This is a genomic window from Vreelandella gomseomensis (assembly GCF_031451645.1).
In the GTDB taxonomy this organism is placed as follows: Bacteria; Pseudomonadota; Gammaproteobacteria; order Pseudomonadales; family Halomonadaceae; genus Vreelandella; species Vreelandella gomseomensis.
Genome location: NZ_JARWAI010000001.1, coordinates 310,536 through 331,790, shown reverse-complemented (window position 1 = coordinate 331,790; position 21,255 = coordinate 310,536). Strand labels below are relative to the sequence as shown.

At 63.0% G+C, this 21,255-nt stretch carries 15 protein-coding genes; 7 read left to right on the top strand and 8 right to left on the bottom strand.

Annotated features, from left to right (window positions below):
• Nucleotides 1-172 precede the first annotated feature (172 nt).
• From QC815_RS01390 to QC815_RS01375, 4 genes are read left to right on the top strand one after another with little or no spacing between them, the layout of a single operon-like run.
• Entirely contained in the window at nucleotides 173-685 is a 513-nt protein-coding gene (locus QC815_RS01390; RefSeq protein WP_309766559.1) for a putative pterin-binding protein, read from the top strand.
• Nucleotides 675-2,912, top strand: a complete 2,238-nt coding sequence (locus QC815_RS01385) for an ATP-binding protein (RefSeq protein WP_230446005.1) — start codon at nucleotides 675-677, stop codon at nucleotides 2,910-2,912. The genes QC815_RS01390 and QC815_RS01385 overlap by 11 nt, the downstream gene beginning before the upstream one ends.
• Nucleotides 2,893-4,056: a nitric oxide-sensing protein NosP gene (gene nosP, locus QC815_RS01380; protein WP_422828176.1), complete on the top strand. Its 1,164-nt coding sequence runs from the start codon at nucleotides 2,893-2,895 to the stop codon at nucleotides 4,054-4,056. Before QC815_RS01385 ends, nosP begins: the two co-directional genes overlap by 20 nt.
• Nucleotides 4,028-5,413 carry an ATP-binding response regulator gene (locus tag QC815_RS01375; RefSeq protein ID WP_230446006.1) on the top strand — a complete coding sequence of 462 codons (1,386 nt, stop codon included), beginning with the start codon at nucleotides 4,028-4,030 and terminating at the stop codon, nucleotides 5,411-5,413. The genes nosP and QC815_RS01375 overlap by 29 nt, the downstream gene beginning before the upstream one ends.
• Here the strand turns inward: QC815_RS01375 and QC815_RS01370 are convergent.
• On the bottom strand, nucleotides 5,410-6,093 hold the full coding sequence (locus QC815_RS01370; protein ID WP_230446007.1) for a LuxR C-terminal-related transcriptional regulator: 684 nt from the start codon (nucleotides 6,091-6,093) through the stop codon (nucleotides 5,410-5,412). The genes QC815_RS01375 and QC815_RS01370 overlap by 4 nt on opposite strands.
• Nucleotides 6,094-6,210: 117 nt before the next feature.
• Between QC815_RS01370 and exaC the strand changes: the two genes are divergently transcribed.
• Nucleotides 6,211-7,731 carry an acetaldehyde dehydrogenase ExaC gene (gene exaC, locus QC815_RS01365; RefSeq protein ID WP_230446008.1) on the top strand — a complete coding sequence of 507 codons (1,521 nt, stop codon included), beginning with the start codon at nucleotides 6,211-6,213 and terminating at the stop codon, nucleotides 7,729-7,731.
• Nucleotides 7,732-7,853: 122 nt separating this feature from the next.
• A complete protein-coding gene (adhP, locus tag QC815_RS01360) occupies nucleotides 7,854-8,882 on the top strand; it encodes an alcohol dehydrogenase AdhP (protein ID WP_253022616.1) in 1,029 nt (342 codons plus the stop codon).
• 72 nt (nucleotides 8,883-8,954) lie between these two features.
• Here adhP and dauA read toward each other — a convergent pair whose 3' ends face one another.
• From dauA to QC815_RS01345, 3 genes are all read right to left on the bottom strand, one after another.
• Nucleotides 8,955-10,718: a C4-dicarboxylic acid transporter DauA gene (dauA, locus tag QC815_RS01355; RefSeq protein WP_309766555.1), complete on the bottom strand. Its 1,764-nt coding sequence runs from the start codon at nucleotides 10,716-10,718 to the stop codon at nucleotides 8,955-8,957.
• Nucleotides 10,719-10,868: 150 nt separating this feature from the next.
• The gene (gene betT / locus QC815_RS01350) at nucleotides 10,869-12,911 is read right to left on the bottom strand and encodes a choline BCCT transporter BetT (RefSeq protein WP_309766553.1); all 2,043 of its coding nucleotides are present in this window, start codon (nucleotides 12,909-12,911) and stop codon (nucleotides 10,869-10,871) included.
• A 267-nt stretch (nucleotides 12,912-13,178) separates the two neighbouring features.
• Complete coding sequence (locus QC815_RS01345) at nucleotides 13,179-13,565, bottom strand: hypothetical protein (RefSeq protein WP_309766551.1); 387 nt, start codon at nucleotides 13,563-13,565, stop codon at nucleotides 13,179-13,181.
• Nucleotides 13,566-13,709: 144 nt separating this feature from the next.
• Between QC815_RS01345 and QC815_RS01340 the strand changes: the two genes are divergently transcribed.
• The gene (locus QC815_RS01340; protein WP_309766549.1) at nucleotides 13,710-14,639 is read left to right on the top strand and encodes an alpha/beta hydrolase fold domain-containing protein; all 930 of its coding nucleotides are present in this window, start codon (nucleotides 13,710-13,712) and stop codon (nucleotides 14,637-14,639) included.
• A 16-nt stretch (nucleotides 14,640-14,655) separates the two neighbouring features.
• Here the strand turns inward: QC815_RS01340 and QC815_RS01335 are convergent, their stop codons facing one another.
• From QC815_RS01335 to QC815_RS01320, 4 genes are read right to left on the bottom strand one after another with little or no spacing between them, the layout of a single operon-like run.
• On the bottom strand, nucleotides 14,656-15,351 hold the full coding sequence (locus tag QC815_RS01335; protein WP_309766547.1) for a response regulator: 696 nt from the start codon (nucleotides 15,349-15,351) through the stop codon (nucleotides 14,656-14,658).
• A 32-nt stretch (nucleotides 15,352-15,383) separates the two neighbouring features.
• On the bottom strand, nucleotides 15,384-16,799 hold the full coding sequence (locus QC815_RS01330) for an ATP-binding protein (RefSeq protein ID WP_230446015.1): 1,416 nt from the start codon (nucleotides 16,797-16,799) through the stop codon (nucleotides 15,384-15,386).
• Complete coding sequence (locus QC815_RS01325; protein WP_309766545.1) at nucleotides 16,799-19,897, bottom strand: efflux RND transporter permease subunit; 3,099 nt, start codon at nucleotides 19,895-19,897, stop codon at nucleotides 16,799-16,801. The genes QC815_RS01330 and QC815_RS01325 overlap by 1 nt, the downstream gene beginning before the upstream one ends.
• Nucleotides 19,894-21,102: an efflux RND transporter periplasmic adaptor subunit gene (locus tag QC815_RS01320; protein ID WP_309766544.1), complete on the bottom strand. Its 1,209-nt coding sequence runs from the start codon at nucleotides 21,100-21,102 to the stop codon at nucleotides 19,894-19,896. Before QC815_RS01320 ends, QC815_RS01325 begins: the two co-directional genes overlap by 4 nt.
• Nucleotides 21,103-21,255 lie beyond the last annotated feature (153 nt).

Genomic DNA, 21,255 nt, shown 5'->3' with positions numbered 1-21,255 from the left:
CTCCAGGCCTGGCTTGGAGCTTTTTTATTATGATCACTGGTTTGGCAGGGTGAGTCAGCTCGTCATGACGTTAGCAAATAAAACGTGTTTAAACTGACCCTGTCCATGCGATGGCGTAACCTTGAATACTGAAAAGGTTACCTTCCGGTTAACGCGGCAAGAGGATATCGCAGTGAAAGCGTTGTTGTTGGGGTGCATCATGCTGGCGTTCAGCATTCCCCTGGCGGGGCTCGCGGCTGATGCGGACGGCCACAAAGCGCCGGCAGGGCCGGTGATACTCAGGGTGGTGGGCGATATCGACAAGACGAATGTCGACGGTGAGGCCCATTTTGATCGCCGGATGCTGCAGCAGTTGCCGCAGCATGGCGTCGAGACGACCACGCCGTGGACGGACAGCCAGGATCACTATGAAGGCCCGTTGATGCGCGACCTGCTCGCGCACCTTGGCGTGACGGATGGCCGCGTCAATGTACTGGCGTTGAACGGCTACGAGGCGGAGATACCGGTCAGCGACTTTTACGACTACGATGTCATCCTGGCACTCAAGCGCGACAGCGAGGCGATTCCCATCCGCGAATACGGCCCGCTGTGGGTGCTGTACCCGTTTGATCATGACGCCGCCTTGCTAAGCGAAAAGATGCGTTTTCGCGCCGTCTGGCAAGTGATGAAGATCAATGTCCGCTAGCGGTTCGGCAACGCACTATGCGCGCCTGCTGCGCTATCCCTGGCGTTTCAAGCTGGTCGCCATGATCGCTGTGGTGCTGTTCGCTGCGGCGATTGTGGTGGCGACCATTGCGGCATGGCGGCAGGATAATCTTACCCAGACCCTGCGGGAAGACACCTCCTGGGTGATTTACAAGCTGGATCGTGATGCGGTGCAGCTCCTCAATCAGCTGCTTAGCGCCACGCGTGGGCCGATAGCACCCGCTGCCCAGGACGACCTGAACCTGCGCTTCGAACTGCTGTACAGCCGCATCACCCTGCTCAATGAAGGCGAGGTCAGCACCCTGCTGAACCGCATCGAGCCTGCCCGCGAGCTGCTCGACGAGATCCAGCAGCAACTGGATGTCATCGATCTGATGCTTGAACCCCACGAACACCTGGAACGCATGCCGGTTATCGCGCTGGAAACCGAGCTGCAGACACTGACCCGCCTGACGGAGCGGCTGGTCATCACGATCAATGGCTACCTGGCGGAATCCGCCACCGAAGAGCGTGCCCAGCTGAGCCTGCTTTACAAGCTGTTGATGAGCCTGATTGTGGCAATGAGCGTGGCGGCCCTGTTGATCGTCATCTTTCTGGTTCGAGAGATGCGCGAGAGCGCCGCGGCTCGCCGCGAGCAGGAACAGCTCAGCCGCCAGTTGGAAGTCACCGCCGAGCAGGCCCAGGCGGCCAACCATGCCAAGTCGGACTTTCTCGCCATGGTCAGCCACGAAATTCGTACCCCCCTGAATGGCGTTATCGGGATGAGCGAACTGTTGCGCGAGCCCACCAATCGAGCGCAAGTGGAAGATTACGCCAGCACGATTCACGACAGTGCCAACCAGCTGTTGGCGATGATCAATGAGATTCTGGATTTTTCCAAGATCGAAGCGGGCCACCTCAGCCTGGAAACCGTGCCGACGGCGGTCGAGGAAACGGTGTCAAGCGTAGTGGCCCTGTTCAAGCCTCGTGCCGAGGCAAAAGGGCTGGCGTTGACCCACCATGTGGATGAACGGGTACCGGCCTGGATAATGGTCGATGCCGGGCGGCTGCGACAAATATTGCTCAACATGATCGCCAATGCGATCAAATTCACCGATGAGGGCGCGGTGGCCGTGCGCGTCTCTGCCACGGAGGACCAGCTATTCTTTGAGGTCATCGATACCGGCTGTGGCCTAAGCGACGCGCAGCAGCAGCATCTGTTCGAACCTTTCCATCAGGCGGACGCGTCGGTCGCCCGCCGGTACGGGGGAACCGGCCTGGGGCTGGCCATTTGCAAGCGGCTGAGCGAGGCCATGCAGGGGCAACTGAGCGTTGACAGCCAGCCAGGCAAGGGCAGCACCTTTCGCTGTCAATTGCCGCTGGTGGAGGCCGCGCCTGAGCATCGCGCGCCGCGTCCTTCCTTGCCCACCCAGCAGCACTTTGCTGGCACCTCATTGCTGCTGGTGGAAGACAACGCCATCAATCGCAAGGTTGCCATCGAGCTGTTGGCACGCCTGGGCTGCGATGTGGTGTGCGCCGAAAACGGCCACGATGCCCTGGACATGGCTGCGGCTCAGCGTGTTCACCTGATCTTCATGGATATTCAACTGCCCGACATTGATGGGCTAGAGGTCACCCGCCAGCTGCGTGCTCAGGGGGGCTGGCTGGCTGACGTACCCATCGTCGCAATGACGGCAGGCGGCGCTGAAGATGACCGCCAACGCTGCCTCCAGGCGGGCATGGACGATTACATCACCAAGCCGCTATCCATCGGCGCGCTGAACGACATGCTGGCCTTGCAGCTGAGCGACCCATCAGCCGACGCGGCCGTGCCCACCGAGTCGGCGAGCAACGCATCAAGGCTCGACCTCGAGACCTTGAGCGGCCTTTACCAGGCGTTGGGTGAAGACCATCTGCGCCAGCTTATCGCCCTCTATTATCAGCAGGTCGACGATTACCTGGCACAGCTGTCGACCTACCTTGTCTCAGACACGCTCTCTGCCGATAACGCCCGGCAGGTTGCCCGCCTGGCCCATCAGCTGCGCGGTGAAGCCTTGAGCATCGGTGCCCGGCAGGTGGCGGAACAGGCGCGAGCGCTTGAATCGCTGGCCAACCAGGCTCCCCTGCCCTGCACCGCCATGCGCGAGGCGCTGGACGCGCTGCGCCAGACCGCCGAGGGTACCGCAACCGACCTGGAGCAATGGCAACGTGACCATATCGACACCTGATCAGGGTGCCGTGGTGGTGGCCAGCCGCCTGGTGGATGCCGAGGAAGCGGTTCAGGCGCTCGCTGAGGGGTTGCGCCATGCCTATCTTGGGGGGATTATCTTTTTCTGCAGCGCCGAGTATGATCTGGGTCGCCTGGCGGCCGCGCTTACAAATGCCTTTCCAGCGGTGCCGGTCAGCGGCTGCACCACAGCGGGCGAAATCACCCCCGAAGGCTACGATCGCGGTAGCATCGTGGCCATCGGCTTTGATCGGCGGGTGTTTGCCATCGAGTCGGCGCTGGTCGACGACCTGGATCGTTTCGCGCTGAGCGATGCCCAACCGCTGGTCGATGACCTGATAGCGCGGTGCCGTCGCCAGGCGCTGGCACCGGTCAACGCGCACAGCTTTGCGCTGACGCTGCTGGACGGGCTTTCCAGCCGTGAAGAGCAGGTGCTGGCCACGCTGGACGCCGCCCTGGGCCGCATTCCCAGCTTCGGCGGCTCCGCCGGTGACGATAACCATCTGGCGCACACCCATGTGTACGCCCATGGCCGCTTTCACAGCCGTGCCGCCGTGGTGGTGATGATCAATACCCGTCTGCCGTTCGAAGTGTTTTCTACCCACCACTTGACACCGCTCAGCCACAAGCTGGTGGTGACCGAGGCCGACCGCGAGCGCCGCCGGGTGGTGGAGCTCAACGGCCTGCCGGCTGCTGGCGTCTATGCCGACCTGGTCGGCGTTGCGCCTGACGCCCTCGACCCCGGTGTCTTCGCGCGCCACCCCCTCGCGGTTCAACTGGGCGGGCAGCACTATGTGCGCTCGATTCAGCGCGTCAATGACGACGGGAGTCTGAGCTTCTACTGTGCGGTGGAAAACGGCATCGTGCTGACGGCCATGCAACCCGCCCCGCTGCTTGATGACCTCAACCGCATGCTGGAGGGCGTGACCGCCCGGGTGGGGGGGCCGTCGCTGATGATTGGCTGCGACTGCTTCCTGCGGCGTATGGAGCTGGAGGCCGTGCGGCACCTCGACCAGGCGTCGGCGCTGCTGCGGCGCTCCCGGGTGGTCGGCTTCAACACCTATGGCGAGCAGCACCACGGCATGCATGTCAACCAGACCTTTACAGGAGTGGCGCTTGGCACTCTTCCAACTCTCGGCGAGTGACGATACCTCGCTCAGCCCCGCGGCCTTACGCGAAGAAAACCGTCGCCTGCGCAAGGTGTGCCAGGCGCTGATGAGCCGTGTGGAATCAGGTAGCGACGCCGATGGCGCGCCCTATGCCGCCTTCGAGCGTTCCGTGCTGCTGGCCGAGCAGGTCCGGGAACGCACCGATGCATTGCATCGTGCCCTGGACGAGCTGGGGCAGGCCAATGCTCGCTTGCAGGCCGCCAAGGCCGAGGCCGAGGCGGCCAATCTGTCCAAGACCAAGTTTCTCGCTGCGGTCAGCCACGACCTGCTGCAGCCGCTGAACGCGGCACGCCTGTTTGTCAGCGCCCTGGAAACGCACCCCTTGCCCTCGGCCTCGCAGGCGCTGGTCGGCCACGCGGGCCGCTCGCTCAAGGATGTCGAGGGGCTGCTTGGCACCCTGGTGGATATTTCGCGTCTGGATGCCGGGGTGCTGCACGCCGATAAAGCGCCGTTTGCGGTCAGCACCCTGCTCGATGCCCTGGCGGAAGAGTATCGCCAGGTGGCGGCTGTACGAGGACTGAGCCTGCATTACGTGCCGTCGAGCGTGGTGGTGGAGTCGGATCTGGCGCTGCTCGCGCGGGTGATTCGCAACTTCTTGAGTAACGCGGTGCGCTATACCGAGCACGGCCACCTGCTGCTTGGCTGTCGCCGCCGCCGCGAGGGCGTCGAGATCATGGTGGGGGACACCGGCCCGGGGATTGCCGAGCAGCAGCGCGAGGCGATTTTTCTGGAGTTTCAGCGCGCCCCCGATGCCAAGCATCACCATAGCCGTGGTTTGGGACTGGGGTTGGCAATCGTGGATCGCATCAGCGCCATGCTCGAACAGCCGGTGACGCTGGCCTCAACGCCCGGCCGCGGGGCGCTGTTTTCGATCACCGTGCCCTATGCGCCGTCGTCCAATGCACAGGGGGCGTCTTCTCAGGCGGCTGAGCTTTCCCAAGACATCCCCGATTCACCGCTTGCCGAGAGTGTGGTGTGGGTCATCGACGACGATGCCGCCATCATCGACGGCATGCAGGCGCTGCTTGGCAGCTGGGGCTGCCGGGTGCGAGCGGCCGCCACGGCAAGCGCGCTGGAGGCCGCAAGCGACGGCGAGCCGCCCAACGTGCTGCTGGTGGATTACCATCTGGGCGACCACCGCGAAACGGGCCTGGACCTGGCGGCACGCCTGCGGCGGCGCTACCCCGGGCTGGCGGCGGTAGTGATTACCGCCAATCACGATGCCGCGCTGAGCCGCGCCGCCCGCGAGGCTGGGATGCATTGCCTGCTGAAGCCGTTGAAGCCCATGCGCCTGCGCATGCTGCTGGTGAGCTTGCTGACCGCGCAGGATTAACGCGCCGTGCGGCTGGCCATCACGAGCGGCAGGTCGGCGTCGCCTGCCATGACGATGGCATGCACGCGGCTGGTGGCGCCCAGCTTACGCAGGATGGCCGAGACGTGGGTCTTGACGGTGGTCTCGGCAATGCTCAGCTCGCGGGCGATCTGCTTGTTCGACATGCCCTGCGTCATGCAGTGCAGGACGCTGAGCTGCTTGCCGGTCAACTGGGCTAGCCGATCATCGGACAATGGCCCGGCAGCGAGGGTATTGGCCTGGGGGGAGGGCGTTGCCGGCGGGCGGCGCATCACATCCGGGGGCAGGTAGAGCTGGCCGTCGAGTATCTGGGTCAGCGCATTGAGCAGGGCCTCCCGGGGCGTCGATTTGGGAATGTAGCCGACCGCCCCCAGGCTGATGGCATCGAGTACCAGCTGGCGCTCCTGATGCGCCGAGACAATCGCCACCGGCAGCCAGGGGTAGGCGTCGCGCAGCCGGGCCAGGCCGTCAAGGCCTTCCGCATCCGGCAGGCTCAAATCGAGCAGCAGCAAATCCAGACCGTCGTGCTGGGCGATCAGCGGCATGGCGGCGGCAAGGCTGTCGGCTTCCAGCAGTTGGCTATGCGGCAGGCCGCTGCTGATCACGACCTGCAGCGCGTCGCGAAACAGCGGATGATCATCTGCCACCAATAACGAATACATGGCGTCTCCTACCAAGGGATGAGGGCGCATCCTGCCATTGGGCGATACCGTGCCGCGCCCGACTGACCAACACTGCATGAGCACTCTTTAATAATCATAATACGCAGGAGCTCGATAATGATCTACGCCAATCCCGGTGACACTGGTTCAGTGGTGTCATTCGAAAACCGCTACGGCAATTACATCGGCGGCGAATTTGTTGCCCCGGTAAAAGGCCAATACTTTGACAACGTCAGCCCGGTCAATGGCCAGGTATTCTGCGAAATTCCCCGTTCAACGGCGGAAGACGTCGACAAGGCGCTGGACGCCGCCCATCTAGCCGCACCGGCCTGGGGGAAAACCTCGGTTCAGGAGCGCAGCAATATCCTGTTGAAAATCGCCGACCGCATCGAACAGAACCTGGAGATGCTGGCCGTCGCTGAAACCTGGGACAACGGCAAGGCGGTACGCGAAACGCTCAACGCCGACCTTCCGCTAGCCGTTGATCACTTCCGTTATTTTGCCGGCTGCCTGCGCTCGCAGGAGGGCACTGCGGCCGATATCGACGCCAATACCGTGTCGTATCACTTCCACGAGCCGCTGGGTGTGGTAGGGCAGATCATTCCCTGGAACTTCCCGATTCTGATGGCCACCTGGAAGCTGGCGCCGGCCTTGGCGGCGGGCAACTGCGTGGTACTCAAGCCTGCTGAGCAGACACCGGCGTCCATCCTTAAGGTGGCAGAGCTGATCGGTGACCTGCTGCCCCCGGGCGTGCTGAACATCGTCAACGGTTTTGGCGCCGAGGCAGGCCAGGCGCTGGCCAGCAGCAAGCGCATCGCCAAGATCGCCTTTACCGGCTCCACCCCGGTGGGCTCGCATATTCTGAAGTGCGCAGCGGAGAACATCATTCCCTCCACCGTGGAGCTGGGCGGCAAATCCCCCAATATCTACTTCGCCGATATCATGAACGCCGAGCCGACGTTCATTGATAAAGCGGTCGAAGGCCTGGTGCTGGCGTTCTTTAACCAGGGCGAGGTGTGTACCTGCCCCTCTCGGGCGCTGATCCAGGAAAGCATGTACGACGAGTTCATGGCCAAGGTCATCGAGCGTACGCAGACCATCAAGCGTGGTAACCCGCTGGATACCGACGTACAGGTAGGCGCGCAGGCGTCTCAGGAACAGTTCGACAAGATCATGTCGTACATGGATATTGCCCGCGACGAAGGCGCCGAGTTCCTCACGGGTGGTAACAAAGAGACCCTGGACGACAGCATCAACAGCGGTTACTACATTCAGCCCACGCTGCTGAAGGGTAATAACCAGATGCGTGTCTTCCAGGAAGAGATCTTTGGCCCGGTGGTAGCGGTCACCACCTTCAAGGACGAAGAAGAGGCGCTGGCGATTGCCAACGACACCGAGTTTGGTTTGGGCGCCGGCGTGTGGAGCCGCGACATGAACGTCGCTTTCCGCATGGGCCGTGGGATTCAGGCCGGGCGTGTCTGGACCAACTGCTACCACCAGTACCCCGCCCACGCGGCCTTCGGTGGCTACAAGAAATCCGGCGTTGGCCGCGAAACCCACAAGATGGCACTGGAACACTATCAGCAGACCAAAAACCTGCTGGTCAGCTATGACATCAATCCGCTGGGCTTCTTCTAACCAGCTCCGTAAGTCACACCGTCCGGCATAAGCCGGACGGTGTCTCACTCTCCCTGACGCTGAATTTTCCGATAATGGCCATTCTTACAATGGCCGTGTCGAAAACTATTAGGAGTTGCATCATGGATAGCACAATGCGCGCGGCGGTGGTTCGTGAGTTTGGTCAGCCATTGGCGTTAGAAGAAGTTGACGTACCCCGCCCCAAGCAGGGTGAAGTATTGATGAAAGTGGCGGCCTCTGGGGTTTGCCATACCGATTTACACGCCGCTCACGGCGATTGGCCGGTGAAGCCCTCACCGCCGTTCATTCCCGGCCATGAAGGCGTGGGTCATATCGTGGCGGTGGGGGAAGGGGTCTCCCATGTCAAAGAGGGCGATCGTATTGGTGTCCCCTGGCTCTATTCGGCCTGCGGTTACTGCGAGCACTGCTTGGGCGGTTGGGAAACCCTGTGCGAGTCCCAGCAAAATACCGGTTACAGCGTTAACGGTGGGTTTGCCGACTATACCCTGGCGGATGCGGGCTATGTCGGTCGCCTGCCGGACGCCGTTGATTTTGTTGAAATAGCCCCGGTACTGTGCGCAGGGGTGACGGTCTATAAAGGCTTGAAAATGACCGATACCCGCCCTGGCCAGTGGGTGGTGATTTCGGGTATTGGTGGCTTAGGCCATATGGCGGTGCAGTACGCCAAAGCCATGGGACTTAACGTAGCGGCGGTAGATATCGACGACGGCAAACTGGCTCTGGCCGAGCGCTTGGGCGCTACGGTAACCGTCAACGCCATGCAAACCGACCCGGCGGCCTATCTGAAGAAGACCATTGGCGGTGCTCACGGCGCACTGGTCACCGCGGTATCGCCGAAGGCGTTCGATCAAGCGCAAAACATGCTGCGTCGCGGCGGCACGCTGGTACTTAATGGCCTTCCACCCGGTGACTTCCCGCTGCCGATCTTTAGCACGGTGCTCAACGGTATTACCATTCGCGGCTCCATTGTCGGCACGCGCAGCGACTTGCAAGAAGCGCTGGACTTCGCCGCCGAAGGCAAGGTTAAGGCCACGGTGGCCACCGACACGCTGGATAATATCAACGATGTCTTCCAGCGTATGATCGACGGCAAGATAGAGGGCCGCATCGTGCTCGATATGGCGAGCTGAAGGGGTATGTGAGCAGACGGGGGAGGCTAACTCCCCCTTTTTATCGCTAACGTTGTCATGGCACCGATGCGATTAATTCCCCGCCGTTACCGAACTGCTATCACGCCAGCCCAACCAACGGCGCGCCATGCGCTCGGCGTGGGCAAGGTTGCTGACGACCGCTAACTTACCCGCTTCACGCTTAATGCCTGCACGTTTGATTTTCAGCGCCATACGCGGCGGCAGCCCAACGAATATAACGCCTACGTCTTGCTCACCCAGTTCCCGTCGCAGGCTGTCCAGCGCCACCATGGCGGTGGTATCCAGGCTCGGCACATCGCGCATATCCAGCACGACAATCCGAATGCTGTGATCAATGGCTCTTAGCGTGGCAATGGCCTTTTCGGCCGCGCCAAAAAACATCGGGCCACTGATCTTATAAAGCGCCACTTCCGACGGGAAGTATTCAGCGGTGTCGGGTGCGGTCAAGCGCCGGGTATGGGTCAACTGGGCCATACGGCGAATAAATAACGCCGCTGCCAAGCCAATGCCGACTGCCACTGCGATAACCATGTCGAAGATCACCGTCAGGGCGAAGCAGATCACCAGCACGGCGACATCGCTGGCGGGGGCGCTTTTCAGCGTATGCACGAAATGGCGCGCTTCACTCATGTTCCAGGCGATGACCAGCAGCAGCGCCGCCAGTGCGGCCATGGGCACATACCCCAGCACTCCCGCCAGTGCCACCACGGCGAGCAATACCACCAGCGAATGCACCAGGGCCGCGACAGGCGAGAAGGCCCCGCTCTTGATATTGGTTGCCGTACGCGCAAGGGCTGCCGTGGCGGTAATGCCGCCGAAGAAGGGCACCACCATATTGCCCAGGCCCTGACCAATCAGCTCGGCGTTGGGGTCGTGGCGGGTGCGGGTCAGGCCGTCTGCCACCACGGCACACAGCAGTGATTCAATCGCCGCCAGCAGCGCAATCGCCAGCGCCGGTCCGAGAAGCGATTGAATCAGCGCAAAGTTGACGTGCAGCGGATCGCCATTCGCACCTGGCAAATGCCACGGCAGCGCAAAGCCGGGGGCGAAGGGGGGAATGCCGTTGCCCTGCTCGCCATCTAACGCCCAGTTGAACCGCGAGGCGATGGTGTCGACCTCGACGCCTGCCACCACCACCAGCAGTGCAGCGGCCAGAGTGCCCACCGCCAAGCCCACCAGCGGCGCCGGGACGGGCGTATTCAGACGCGGCCAGATTAACAGCGTTGCCAAGGTGACAAGCCCGACGCCTGCCTCAGCCAGCGAAAGGCTGGGCAGTGCCTGGCCGATCAGCATCAGGTTATGCAGGGTGCTATCGCCAAGCTCGACGCCAGACAGACCCAGAAAGTCCGGCAGTTGCAATAGCGCAATCACCACGCCGATACCTGCGGTAAAGCCGAGAACGACCGGGTAGGGGACGTACTGGATCAGGCTGCCCAGGCGTGACAGTCCCAGCGCCACCAGGATGGCCCCCGCCATCAGCGTGGCGATCAACAGCCCGCCCAGGCCATGGTTGGCCACAATGGGGAAGAGGATAACCACAAAGGCAGCGGTGGGGCCGGAGATGTTGAACCGCGATCCGCCGGTCAGGGCGATCACCGCGCCCGCGACGATGGCGGTATAAAGCCCGTGCTGGGGCGGCACGCCGGTGGCGATGGCCAGTGCCATCGACAGGGGCACCGCCACCACGCCAATCGTTAGCCCTGCCAGGACATCGCGCTTCAATTTGCCAAGCGAGTAACCCTCGCGCCAGGCGCTGACGATGGCGCTGCCCGGCAGGGGAAAGACGTATTCTTTGGCGCGATGGCGGCGGGACATGGGATCAATCTCCTTGGCGATAGCGAAATCAGTCCTTTACGCTACTCCTGCCGTGTAATTTGCACAACGAGACCTGTGTTGCTGGGTGGGCGATCTATAAAAACATCCCGGCCATTTGGCCGGGATGTCGTTGACGGTGCTCATGCCTTATCAGGAAGGCTGAGTAGCGTCCTCTGGCGGTTCGCCGATGGTGCCCGGCATGGCCTGCTGATGGCCGGCCAGTGCCAGGAAGTGCAGATGACGCTCGTACTCGCTCACCAGGTCGCCAATGACCTGACTGCGGGTGAAGCCGTTGAGATCCTTGTCCTGCCCGCCTTCGGCGAGGAAGACGTCCAGCCGCACGTAGAAATCGTCATCTGCGGGGATGAAGCTCGGCGTGCGTAAGCGGTGCGGGCATACCTGATAGACGAAGCTGGTCGCGTCGCCGAAATCGACCTGCAGCATCAGGTTGGGCAGCGACTCGCCCTCAATATGCTCTTCGCTCACGTTGGCGGTCTGCCCCCGGCTTTCGAGCTCCTGGGCAAACTGAGTCATCGCCGGGCGAATGGCATGCTCGATGGTGGCGGCGGCGCCGGCGCGGTTCGAGGTGTCCAGCGCGCGATCGAGGCGTTCCTTCCAGTCGCCCCCATGGGCGGTGCCGGTGACCAGGCGCCGTGCATCGGCCTTGCGGCCTTCAAGCTTGAGCGCTTTGTACATGCCTACCATGATGGCGAAAATCACCACCGAGAACGGCAAGGCGGTAATCACCACGGCACTTTGCAGGGCGTTCAAGCCGCCCGCCATCAGCAGCGCAATGGTGATCAAGCCGATAATCGCCGACCAGAAAATACGCAGCTTCACCGGCGCATCGTGGTTCACGTCGCTCAGGATAGAGGTGAAGTTGGCCAGTACCAGCGCCCCTGAGTCCGCTGAGGTAATGAAGAACACGATACCCAGCACGGTGACCACGGCCGCAGTAATGCCCACGTAGGGATAATATTCAAGCAGCGTGTAAAGCGTGGTCTGCGGGGTGTTCAGCGCCTGCTCACCGAGTTCGGTGACGCCCTGGTTGGCGACCAGCTCGATACCGCTGTTACCGAAGATCGACATCCATACCATCATGAACGCCAGTGGGATAAACAGCGCGCCTGCGACGAATTCACGGATGGTGCGGCCACGGGAAATGCGCGCCAGGAACAGACCGACGAAGGGTGTCCAGGCGATCCACCAGCCCCAGAAGAAGATCGTCCACCACATTTTCCATTGCTGGGCGCCTTCGCCGTCAAAGGCGTAGGTGTCGAAGCTGGCCGCCACGAAGCCCGACAGGTAGTCGCCGGCATTGTTGACCACTTTATCCAGCAGCACCAGGGTATCGCCGGAGAACAGCACGAACAGCATCAGTGCCAGGGCCAGCAGCATATTGAACTCCGAGAGCCGGCGAATGCCTTTTTCGACGCCGGTTACCACGGAGATGGTCGCCAGTATCACGACCAGCACGATCAGGATCACCTGGACAGTCAGCGACTCAGGCACGTCGAACATGTAGTTCAGGCCGTAGTTGAGCTGCATGACGCCGATGCCCAGGCTCGTCGCGATGCCGAACACCGTCGATATCACCGCGGTGATGTCCACCGCATTGCCGATTGGACCGTGGATACGCTTGCCCAGCAGCGGATAAAGCGCGCTGCGAATGGCAAGGGGCAAACGGTGGCGGTAGCTGAAATAGGCCAGCGCCATACCCATCAACACGTACAGACCCCAGCCAGAGAGCCCCCAGTGCAGATAGGTTTGGACGACGGCATTACGCATGGCCGCCTGGCTTTCCGGTTCCAGGTCGGGGGGTGCCAGGTAGTGGGCCACCGGCTCGGCGACGCTGAAGAACAGCAGGTCGATCCCGATACCGGCGGCAAACAGCATCGCCGACCAGGATAACAGCGAAAACTCGGGGCGCGAGTGGTCGGGCCCCAGCCGAATACTGCCGTAGCGCGACATGCCAATCAGCGCCACGAATACCAGGTACGCCACAATGGCCAGCATGTAATACCAGCCGAAGGTAGCGCTTACCCAGGCAAGGCCGGCATCAAAGAAAGCGCCTGCCTGCTCGGTGAAGAGCATGGTAAGCACCAGGAAGACCACGATACCGGCCACGCTGCCGTGGAACACCACGGGGTTGAGTCGGTCGCGGGAGGGAAGGACGGGATTGTCTTTCGCCATGGAGGCGGACTCCTATTGTTAGAGACAGATACCAAACGACATGTTTCGCTCAATTTTATTTTGAATGAACGTTCAAATAAAATACGCGCTTTAGCGTGGGGCTTCAAGTCTGTGCTCGGCACGTATCGTTGGCTCGTCATCCAGATGGATAGGCATCGCTGACGGTGAGACACCCGCTATTTTCCCAGTATAGAAACAAAAAATGCCCGGCAGAGCCGGGCATTGAGCAGGGGTTGGACGCTAAATAAACGCGTTTATTGACGGTGCTTATTCGTCGTTCATGGCCTCGCCATGGTGACGTTTGCCATGACCTTCACGGTAGGCTTCACGGGCTTCATGCATGGCGTCGCGCAATGCCTGCTGCTCGTCCTCGTCGAGAATGTCTGCCATGCGCGCCCGATGGGCTTCACGTACGTCGGTCATTTCCTCGCGAAACGTATCGTGGGCTTCGTTCAGGGCCTGCTGCTTTTCGTCGCTCAGTCCGGCACGCTCGTAGACATCCTGACGGTGCTCTTGCATGCGCTCTTCCATGCGTTCGCGATCCGGCGCGTGGTGTTCACCGCCGTGATTGCCCGCCTGGGCGGTGACGGCAAGCGGCAACAGGGCGGTGGCCATCAGCCCCGATGCGATGAGTTGGCGAAGTGACATGGTCATGACGTATCTCCTGGTAAGTTGACGGTGTCAGTATCCCCCGTCCGGGTGCAAAACAAATGCAGAGAGTGTGCAACAATCGTGATCTTAGTAAGCTCGCTGGGGGGCGGGGAATGTGAGAGGAGAAAGCCCATGAGGCGAATGGCTATGTGGAAGAGACCTCGTTGGAAGCGCCTGCAGGGCGTTGGCGGTATCAGTGTCTTGACGTTGCTGCTCAGCGGCTGTGGCGTCACTCACCTGGCAAGCCAGGGGGCACCCGCCAACGCGGTTGATGAAGCCGCCCCCCAGGAGGCGCTGACTTATAGGCGTCTCCCGCCAATGGCGTATACCCCCGACGAGTGGCCCGAAACGCTCAATGCGCAGGTCTACCTGCCCGACACGCCGACCCGGGCGCGCCGCCCGGCGGCGCTGATCGTTCACGGCGGTGGCTGGCGCAACCGTGGCCCCGAGGACATGCAGGGCATTGCCGAGCAGCTGGCCGAACAAGGCTATGTGGCGGTCAACATCGAGCATCGCTTTGCACCGGCGCATCGGTTCCCCAGCCAACTGCACGATTTACAGCAGGCCATGGCCTGGCTGCATGACAATGCCGACGCCTGGCGGGTGGATACCCAGCGTATCGTGGGCGTCGGGTTTTCATCCGGCGCGCACCTGGTCAGCCTGCTGGCGGTGGCTGGCGTAGAAGGCCCGCTGGCTGACCCCTACGGCGGCGAGGAGAGCCGGTTGGCGGCGGTGTTGGCGGGTGGGCTGCCCAGCGACCTGCTGAAATTCGACGATGGGCGCCTGGTGGTGGATTTTATCGGCGGTACCCGCGCTGAAAAGCCAGAAGCGTATCGCCTGGCGTCCCCCGAGCGCCAGGTAACGCCTGACGCACCGCCGTTCTTTATCTTCCACGGCACCTGGGACCAACTGGTGCCCGTTGATCATGCGCGGGATTTCTACCAGACGCTGATCGACAACGACGTCGAGAGCGAGCTTTATCTGCTGCACGGCCGCGGTCATTTCGCCAGTTTTCTGCTGCGCGGCGGCGCGATCGAGGCGGGCATTGCGTTTCTCAATCAGCAGGTAACCCCTTGAATAACCGCAGAAGATCCTAGCCTTCGGGCTGGTACTTGTAGCCGACGCCATACACCGAGCGGATGACCTCCTGCTCGGGGAGCGCTTCGTGGATCTTCTTGCGCAGCTTCTTGATATGGCTGTCCACGGTGCGCTCCGAGACGATGCGGTTGTCGCGGTACATGTGATCCATCAGCTGCTCGCGGCTGAAAATCCGCCCCGGCGCCTGCATCATCACCCGCAGCAGCTGGAACTCCACCGCCGTGAGGCCCAGGTCGTGGCCCTTGGCGAGGGCTTGCCAGCCGTCTTCGTCGAGCGTCACCGGCGCGCTGTCGGTGGTTGGTTGGGCTGTCTCGGCCGCCGCCTGGCTGCGCCGCAGGACCGCCTTGACCCGCGCCACGACCTCCCGGGGGCTGAAGGGTTTGCAGATATAATCGTCGGCCCCCAACTCTAGCCCCAGCAGGCGATCCACCTCTTCGACCTTGGCGGTCACCATGATGATGGCGATATGCGGCCATTGCTGGCGAATCTCGCGGCATAGCGTCAGGCCGTCCTTGCCGGGCAGCATCAGGTCCAGCAGGATGAGGTTGGGTGTCTGCGCCACGAGCCACGGCATTACCTCATCGCCGTGGTCGAGGGTGGTGACCTCGAACCCGTGAGTGGTCAGGTAGTCGGCCATCAGGCGGGCGATTTTGGGTTCATCTTCCACCACCAGTAAAGAGGCGTTATCCATAGGGCAAGCTCGCTTGAAGAAAAGGACCGGCGTTATTGATTGTTTAGCAGCGGAAACCGCAGCGTCCAGCATAACCCACCCAGCGTCGAGTGAGAGGCCGACAGGCTGCCGTCATGGGCGTGGGCCAAGGCGCTGGCGATGGATAGCCCCAGCCCGCTGCCGCCGCTGGCGCGATTGCGCGAGCCCTCCACCCGGTACAGCCGTTCGGTGAGGCGCACAAGCTCGCTGTCGGGCACCCCGGGGGCGCTGTCCTGCCAGGTGACCACGGCCTCGTCGCCCTCGCAGCGCAGGGCGACCTCAAGCCTTCCTGGGGCGTCGGTGTAGGCGCAGCTGTTATCCAGCAGGTTATCCCACAGCTGGCGCAAGCGTTGGGCGTCGCCGCGGATCATCACGCCCGGGGCGATGTGCCGGGTCAGGCTCAGGTTGCTGTCGTTAAGCCAGCGTTCGGCGTCCTCCAGGCGGCCAGCCAGGGTGTCGCTCAGGTTCAGCGGCGCCAGCTGAATGTCCAGTGCGCCGGCATCGCTTTGTGAGAGCAGGCGCAGGTCGGTGACCAGGCGTTCCAACTGATCGACTTCCTGGCCGAGGGACGCCAGGCTTTCGTGGTTCAGCGGGCGAATGCCGTCCTGCATGGCTTCGATTTCACCGCGCAGCACGGCAAGCGGCGTGCGCAGTTCGTGGGCGGTGTCCGACACCCAGCGCGCCCGGGCATTGCGGCTGGCCTCCAGGGTAGCGGCCAGCACGTTGAAGTCCTTCGCCAGCCGGGATAGCTCATCGCGCCCGCGCTCGGGCAGGCGGCTGTGATAATTGCCCTCTGTCAGGCGCCGGGTGGCCATGGCCAGGGCTCGGGTTCGTCTGCCCAGCCACCACGACAGCCCGCCGGCCAGTAGCAGCGACGCCACGCCCAGCGAGATGACGATGATCATGAGGTTACGCTGCTGGCGTTCGAGAAAGCGGTTTTCCATGCGTTCCATGACCTGCATCGGTGGACGAAATCCCAGCTCGCCGATGACCTCGCCGTCGCTGCGCAGGGGCAGCCAGTGCCAGTTGCTTTCCCGTCCGTTATGGGGCGGTACGATGAATCGCTCTTGGGTATCGCGCAGCACGAAGTCCTGTGCCTCGCCCAGTGGGCTTGGGCGGTCGCGGTGTTCCTGCCCCAGGGCATGGCGAACCACCATCGGCCAGCGCTTTGGCGAACGCTCGAGCCATGCCCAGCTTTCCCGTGGCTCCCAGCGGTTGATCAGGCTGTCGGCCAGCAGCGTCGCGCGGCGTTCCTGAGCCTGGTTGAGGTATTCAAGAAACCCCCGGTCGATACTGAACGAGACCGCCAGAAAGACCCCGGCGGAAATCGCCACGTTGACGCTCAGGATGATCATGAACAGCTTCAGCCCCAGCCGCGAGAAGCGCCAGCTGAAACGGCCGAGTGTCGAGCGTGACGAGGGCGGCGGCATTAGCGGGCTCCTGATGAGTGGGGCTGCGGCGGCGTGCGTAACCGCTCACGCAGATGCTCGAGGCTCAGGTAGAGACACGGCACCAGGACAAGCAGGATCAGCGTTGCGAAGAGCATGCCAAAGCCCAGCGAAATGGCCATGGGGATCATGAAACGTGCCTGACGGGAAGTCTCCAGAATCATCGGCGCGAGCCCCAGAAAGGTGGTCAAGGTAGTCATCATGATCGGCCGCAGGCGCCGGGTGGCCGCTGCGACAATGGCTTCGCGGGCGGTCATGCCGTCGCGGCGCTTGCGGTTGGCGTAGTCGATCAGTACTAGCGCATCGTTGATCACCACGCCCGAAAGCGCCAGCATGCCCAGCAGGCTGATGATCGACAGGCCGAAGCCCATCAGCATATGCCCGCCAATCGCCCCGACGATACCAAAGGGGATGGCCGCCATCACCAGCAGGGGCTGCAGGTAGCTTCTAAACGGAATCGCCAGCAGCGCATAGAGAGCGGCGATCATCAGCCACATGGCGGTGCGCAGCGTGGCCAGGTTGTCGGCGGTATCCTGCTGGCGCCCGCCCATGCTGACCTCGAGCCCCGGCCAGCGGTTTTCCAGCGTGGGAAAGACGTCGTCTTGTAGCGTGGAAAGCACCTGATTGATCGGCAGCCCCTCCTCGGCATCGGCGGTGACGGTAATAACGCGCCGGCCGTTGATCCGCTCGAGCCCGCTCGAGGCCTGGCTCAGCGAGATGTCGGCAACCCGCGACAGCGGTACGCTCAGCCCGTCGGGGGTGCGCACGGGGAGTTGGTAAAGGTCGTTCAGGCTGTTGCGGCTGTCGCTGGGCAGCTTGACTTCGACACTGACTTCGCTGCGCCCCACGAACTGCTCCAGCGCGGTGGCGCCTTGCAGCGGGCCACGCAGGGCCTGGGCCAGGTCGTTGCCGGTGAGGCCTAGCGAGCGGCCCTCGGCGGACAGGCGCATTTCCAGCTGCGGCTTGCCGTCGCCCAGGCCGCTGTCGATATCGGTCAATCCGTAGCTGCCCAGCGACGCGGCCAGCTGGCCGGCGGCGCCTTCAAGCACCTGGGTGTCCGGGTGGGAGAGGCGCAGACTGAGTGCCGCACCGCTGCCCGGGCCGCCCACGTCGGATTCGAAACGTACCGACTGGGCACCGAGCAGGTCGCCGGAAAGCGTGCGCCATTCCCGGGCGATGCGCGACGGCGGCCACTCGGCCAGGCTGTCCTGGGCGATATCCAGACGGACGTCGAGGCTTTCGCCGTCAAGCCGGCTACGCGTGCTCGAGAACGTAAGCGACGGTTCGCGCTCGCTCAGGGCGTCGGCCGCGTCCAGCAGCTGGTCGCTCAGCTCACGGCTGACGCTGATATGGCTGCCGATCGGCAGCGTAACCGAGGCCTGAACCTGGTCCGACTCGACCCGTGGCATCAGCGAGAAGCCGAGTCGCCCGCTCATGCTCCAGGCAAGCGTCACCAGGAGGATGACGATACCCAGCGCCACGGTAAGCAACCGCGCATTGAGCGCGCGCTGCAAAAAGGGCTCGAACTGGTGGTAGGTGAAATGATGCAGCCCGCCCTGCAGGCGCTGGCGCAGCGCTTCGAGGGGGCGCTGCCACTTGGGCGTCTGGCGGGGTTTGCGGCTGTGGGCCAGGTGCGCGGGCAGAATAAACAGCGCTTCGGCCCAGGAAATCAGGAACACCGTGATCACCACCACGGGCACGGTGGCGAAAATCAGCCCCAGAAAACCGGGCAGGAACAGCAGCGGCAGAAAGGCGACGATATTGGAGAGAATCGCAAAGGTCAGCGGCGTGGCGATTTCGCCGGCGCCCTTAACCGCCGCATCGCGCAGCGAATAGCCTTCTTCGCGATAGCTGTAGATGTTTTCACCCACCATGATCGCATCGTCGACCACGATCCCCAGCGCGATAATGAACGCAAACATCGACATCAGGTTCAGCGACACGCCGATCCAGGGCAGAAACAGCATGGCACCCAGAAACGCCGTGGGAATGCCCAGGGTGACCCAGAACGCCAGCCGGGCTTCCAGAAACAGCGCCATCAGCACCAGCACCAACGCCAGGCCCATCCAGGCGTTTTTCAGCAGCAGCCCCAGCCGGTCTTCATACACCTCGGAGCTGTCGCGGGAGATGTCCAGGCTGACGCCTTCTGGCAGCCCTGCGCGCAGGCGCTCGAGCTCACCATGGACCGCTTCCGAGATGCTGGTGGGTGTCTGGTCGCCAATCTGGTAGACGTCGACGGAAAGACCGGGCTGGCCGTTATAAAATTCCTCGCGGTCGGTGTCGGCGAACCCCTCGCGGACCTCGGCGATATCGCCGAGGTGAATCGGCGCGCCCTGGGTGCTGGTGAGCACCGGCAGCTCGGCGAAGGCCGCGGCGCTGTTGCGGCGTCCCTGGTAGCGGATCAGCCATTCGCCTTTGTCGGTGGTCAGCTGGCCGCTGGCCAGATCCAGGGCTTCCTGGCCAATCACCTCGGCCAGCGCCCGGTGATCAAGACCGTAGCGTTCGATGGCTTCGTCATCCAGCAGCACCTGGATTTCCCGGGCGCGATTCCCCGACAGCTCCACACGGGACAGGCCGTCGGTGGCCTGCAGTTCGGCGCGCACGTTTTCGGCCACATCGTGGAGCGTCCCCAGGTCGGTCTGGCCGTAGACCTGCAGGCTCAGAACGCTGCGCGCGCGGCCCGAGAGGGTGAAGCGCGGCGGGTCAGCGGCGCTCGGCAGCGTGGTGATGGCGTTGACCGCCTGCTGAATATCCTGGTAGGCGCGCATCACGTCGATACCGTCCACCAGGGTGGCGCTGACGTTGGCGGCCCCCTCGCTGGCGCTGGCGGTCAGCTCATCGATGCCTTCCACATCGGAAATGGCCGCCTCGACGGGTAGCAGCAGGCTTTGCTCGATGTCTTCGGGGGTAGCGCCTGGGTAGCTGACGTTGACCTGTACCACTTCGGTCTCGAAGTCCGGGAAGATCTCTTTCTTGATCGCCAGCGACGCCATCAGCCCGCCGACAATGAACAGCACCATCATCAGGTTGGGCGCAACGCCGTGATCCACCATCCACGCTAGGGGGCCTTTGCGCATCATTGGGCATCACCGGCGTCGTCGGCAGGAGTGTCATCGCCCTGGCGAAGTCGTACGCGCTGGCCTTCGCGGGGCTGGGCGAGGCCGGCAGTTACCACCCGGCGACCGTCTTCGAGCCCGCTGCTGACCAGGGCGACGTCCTGGCCTCGATAGGCGAGAGAAACCTGGCTGCGCTGAAGGCGATTATCCGCGTCGACCCACCATACCTGTTCGCCGGGGCGCAGCGCGGCGGCGGGCAGGGCGATGAGGTCGGGTCTGGCGCTGGTGGCAAACGATGCCCGCAGTACGTCGCCCAGGCGCAGCGCGGGGCCATCGCGGTCAAGCGCGAGCGGGTCATCGACGGCAATCAGCAGCTGCGCCTGAAGGCCGTTTTCCTCAAGCGCCGGCAGTATGGACACCAGTGTGCCTTCGCGTTGCTCATCAGCGGGCCAGCCACTGCTGGTCAGCGTGACGCGGCTGCCTTCACTCAGCCAGTGCAGCCATTCGCCGGGTAGCGAGGTGCGTACCCAGAACTGCTCGACGCCCACCAGGTGTAGTACCTCGGTGCCCAGGCTAAGCAGACTGCCAGCACCCACCAGGCGCTCTTGCACCATGGCCCGCCAGGGGGCGCGCAGCGTGGCGCGCTCCAGGTTGAGCGCGGCCTGGTCGCGCGCCACCCGCGCCTGGGTGACCCCGGCCTGGGCCTGGCGCAGTTGGGGTTCGCGCAGCACCAACGCCCGGCGTTCGGCCGATAGCTGGCGACCGAAGGATTCATACTCGCTGCGCGCGCGCTGCTGCTCCGCCTGCTCCAGGGCAAGCTGGGCCTGGGCGTCGGCGAGCTGGGCCTGGGCATCTTCCAGTGTCAGCTGTAGATCCGCCTGGTCGATATAGGCGACCGGTGCGTTTTGCTCGACGACCTGGCCAGGCACCACGCCCTCGGCAAACCGTTCCAGTTGCCCGGCAACACGACTGGCGAGCATGGTTTCCTGCTCGGCCTCAACGCGCCCAAAGCTCTGCAGGTCGGGCGACCGGGCAGCGGCGGATACCCTGACGACATCGACCAGCGGCGGAGTGGGCTCGGGCGGCGGCTTTCGTTCGATGCGCGGCGGCTGGGTCACCAGCCACCACGCCAGCGCTGCGCCACCGACCAGCACCAGCAACGCGACCACGACGCTCAGCCGAATGCGGCCCTGCTGCAAAGAAGGGGAGGAAGCGCTGTGAAGTGTCATGGTCGCGGGTCATCCGTTGGCTGAAGGCAAAACTTAGAGCTATAAGGGCGTATCATGCTAGCATCACCCAACGCCACGCAGCGATTAGGTAAGCAATGTGTAAATTACGTGGAACTCACCCCGCACAGTGCCGACAGCGCTGCCACGTGGCAT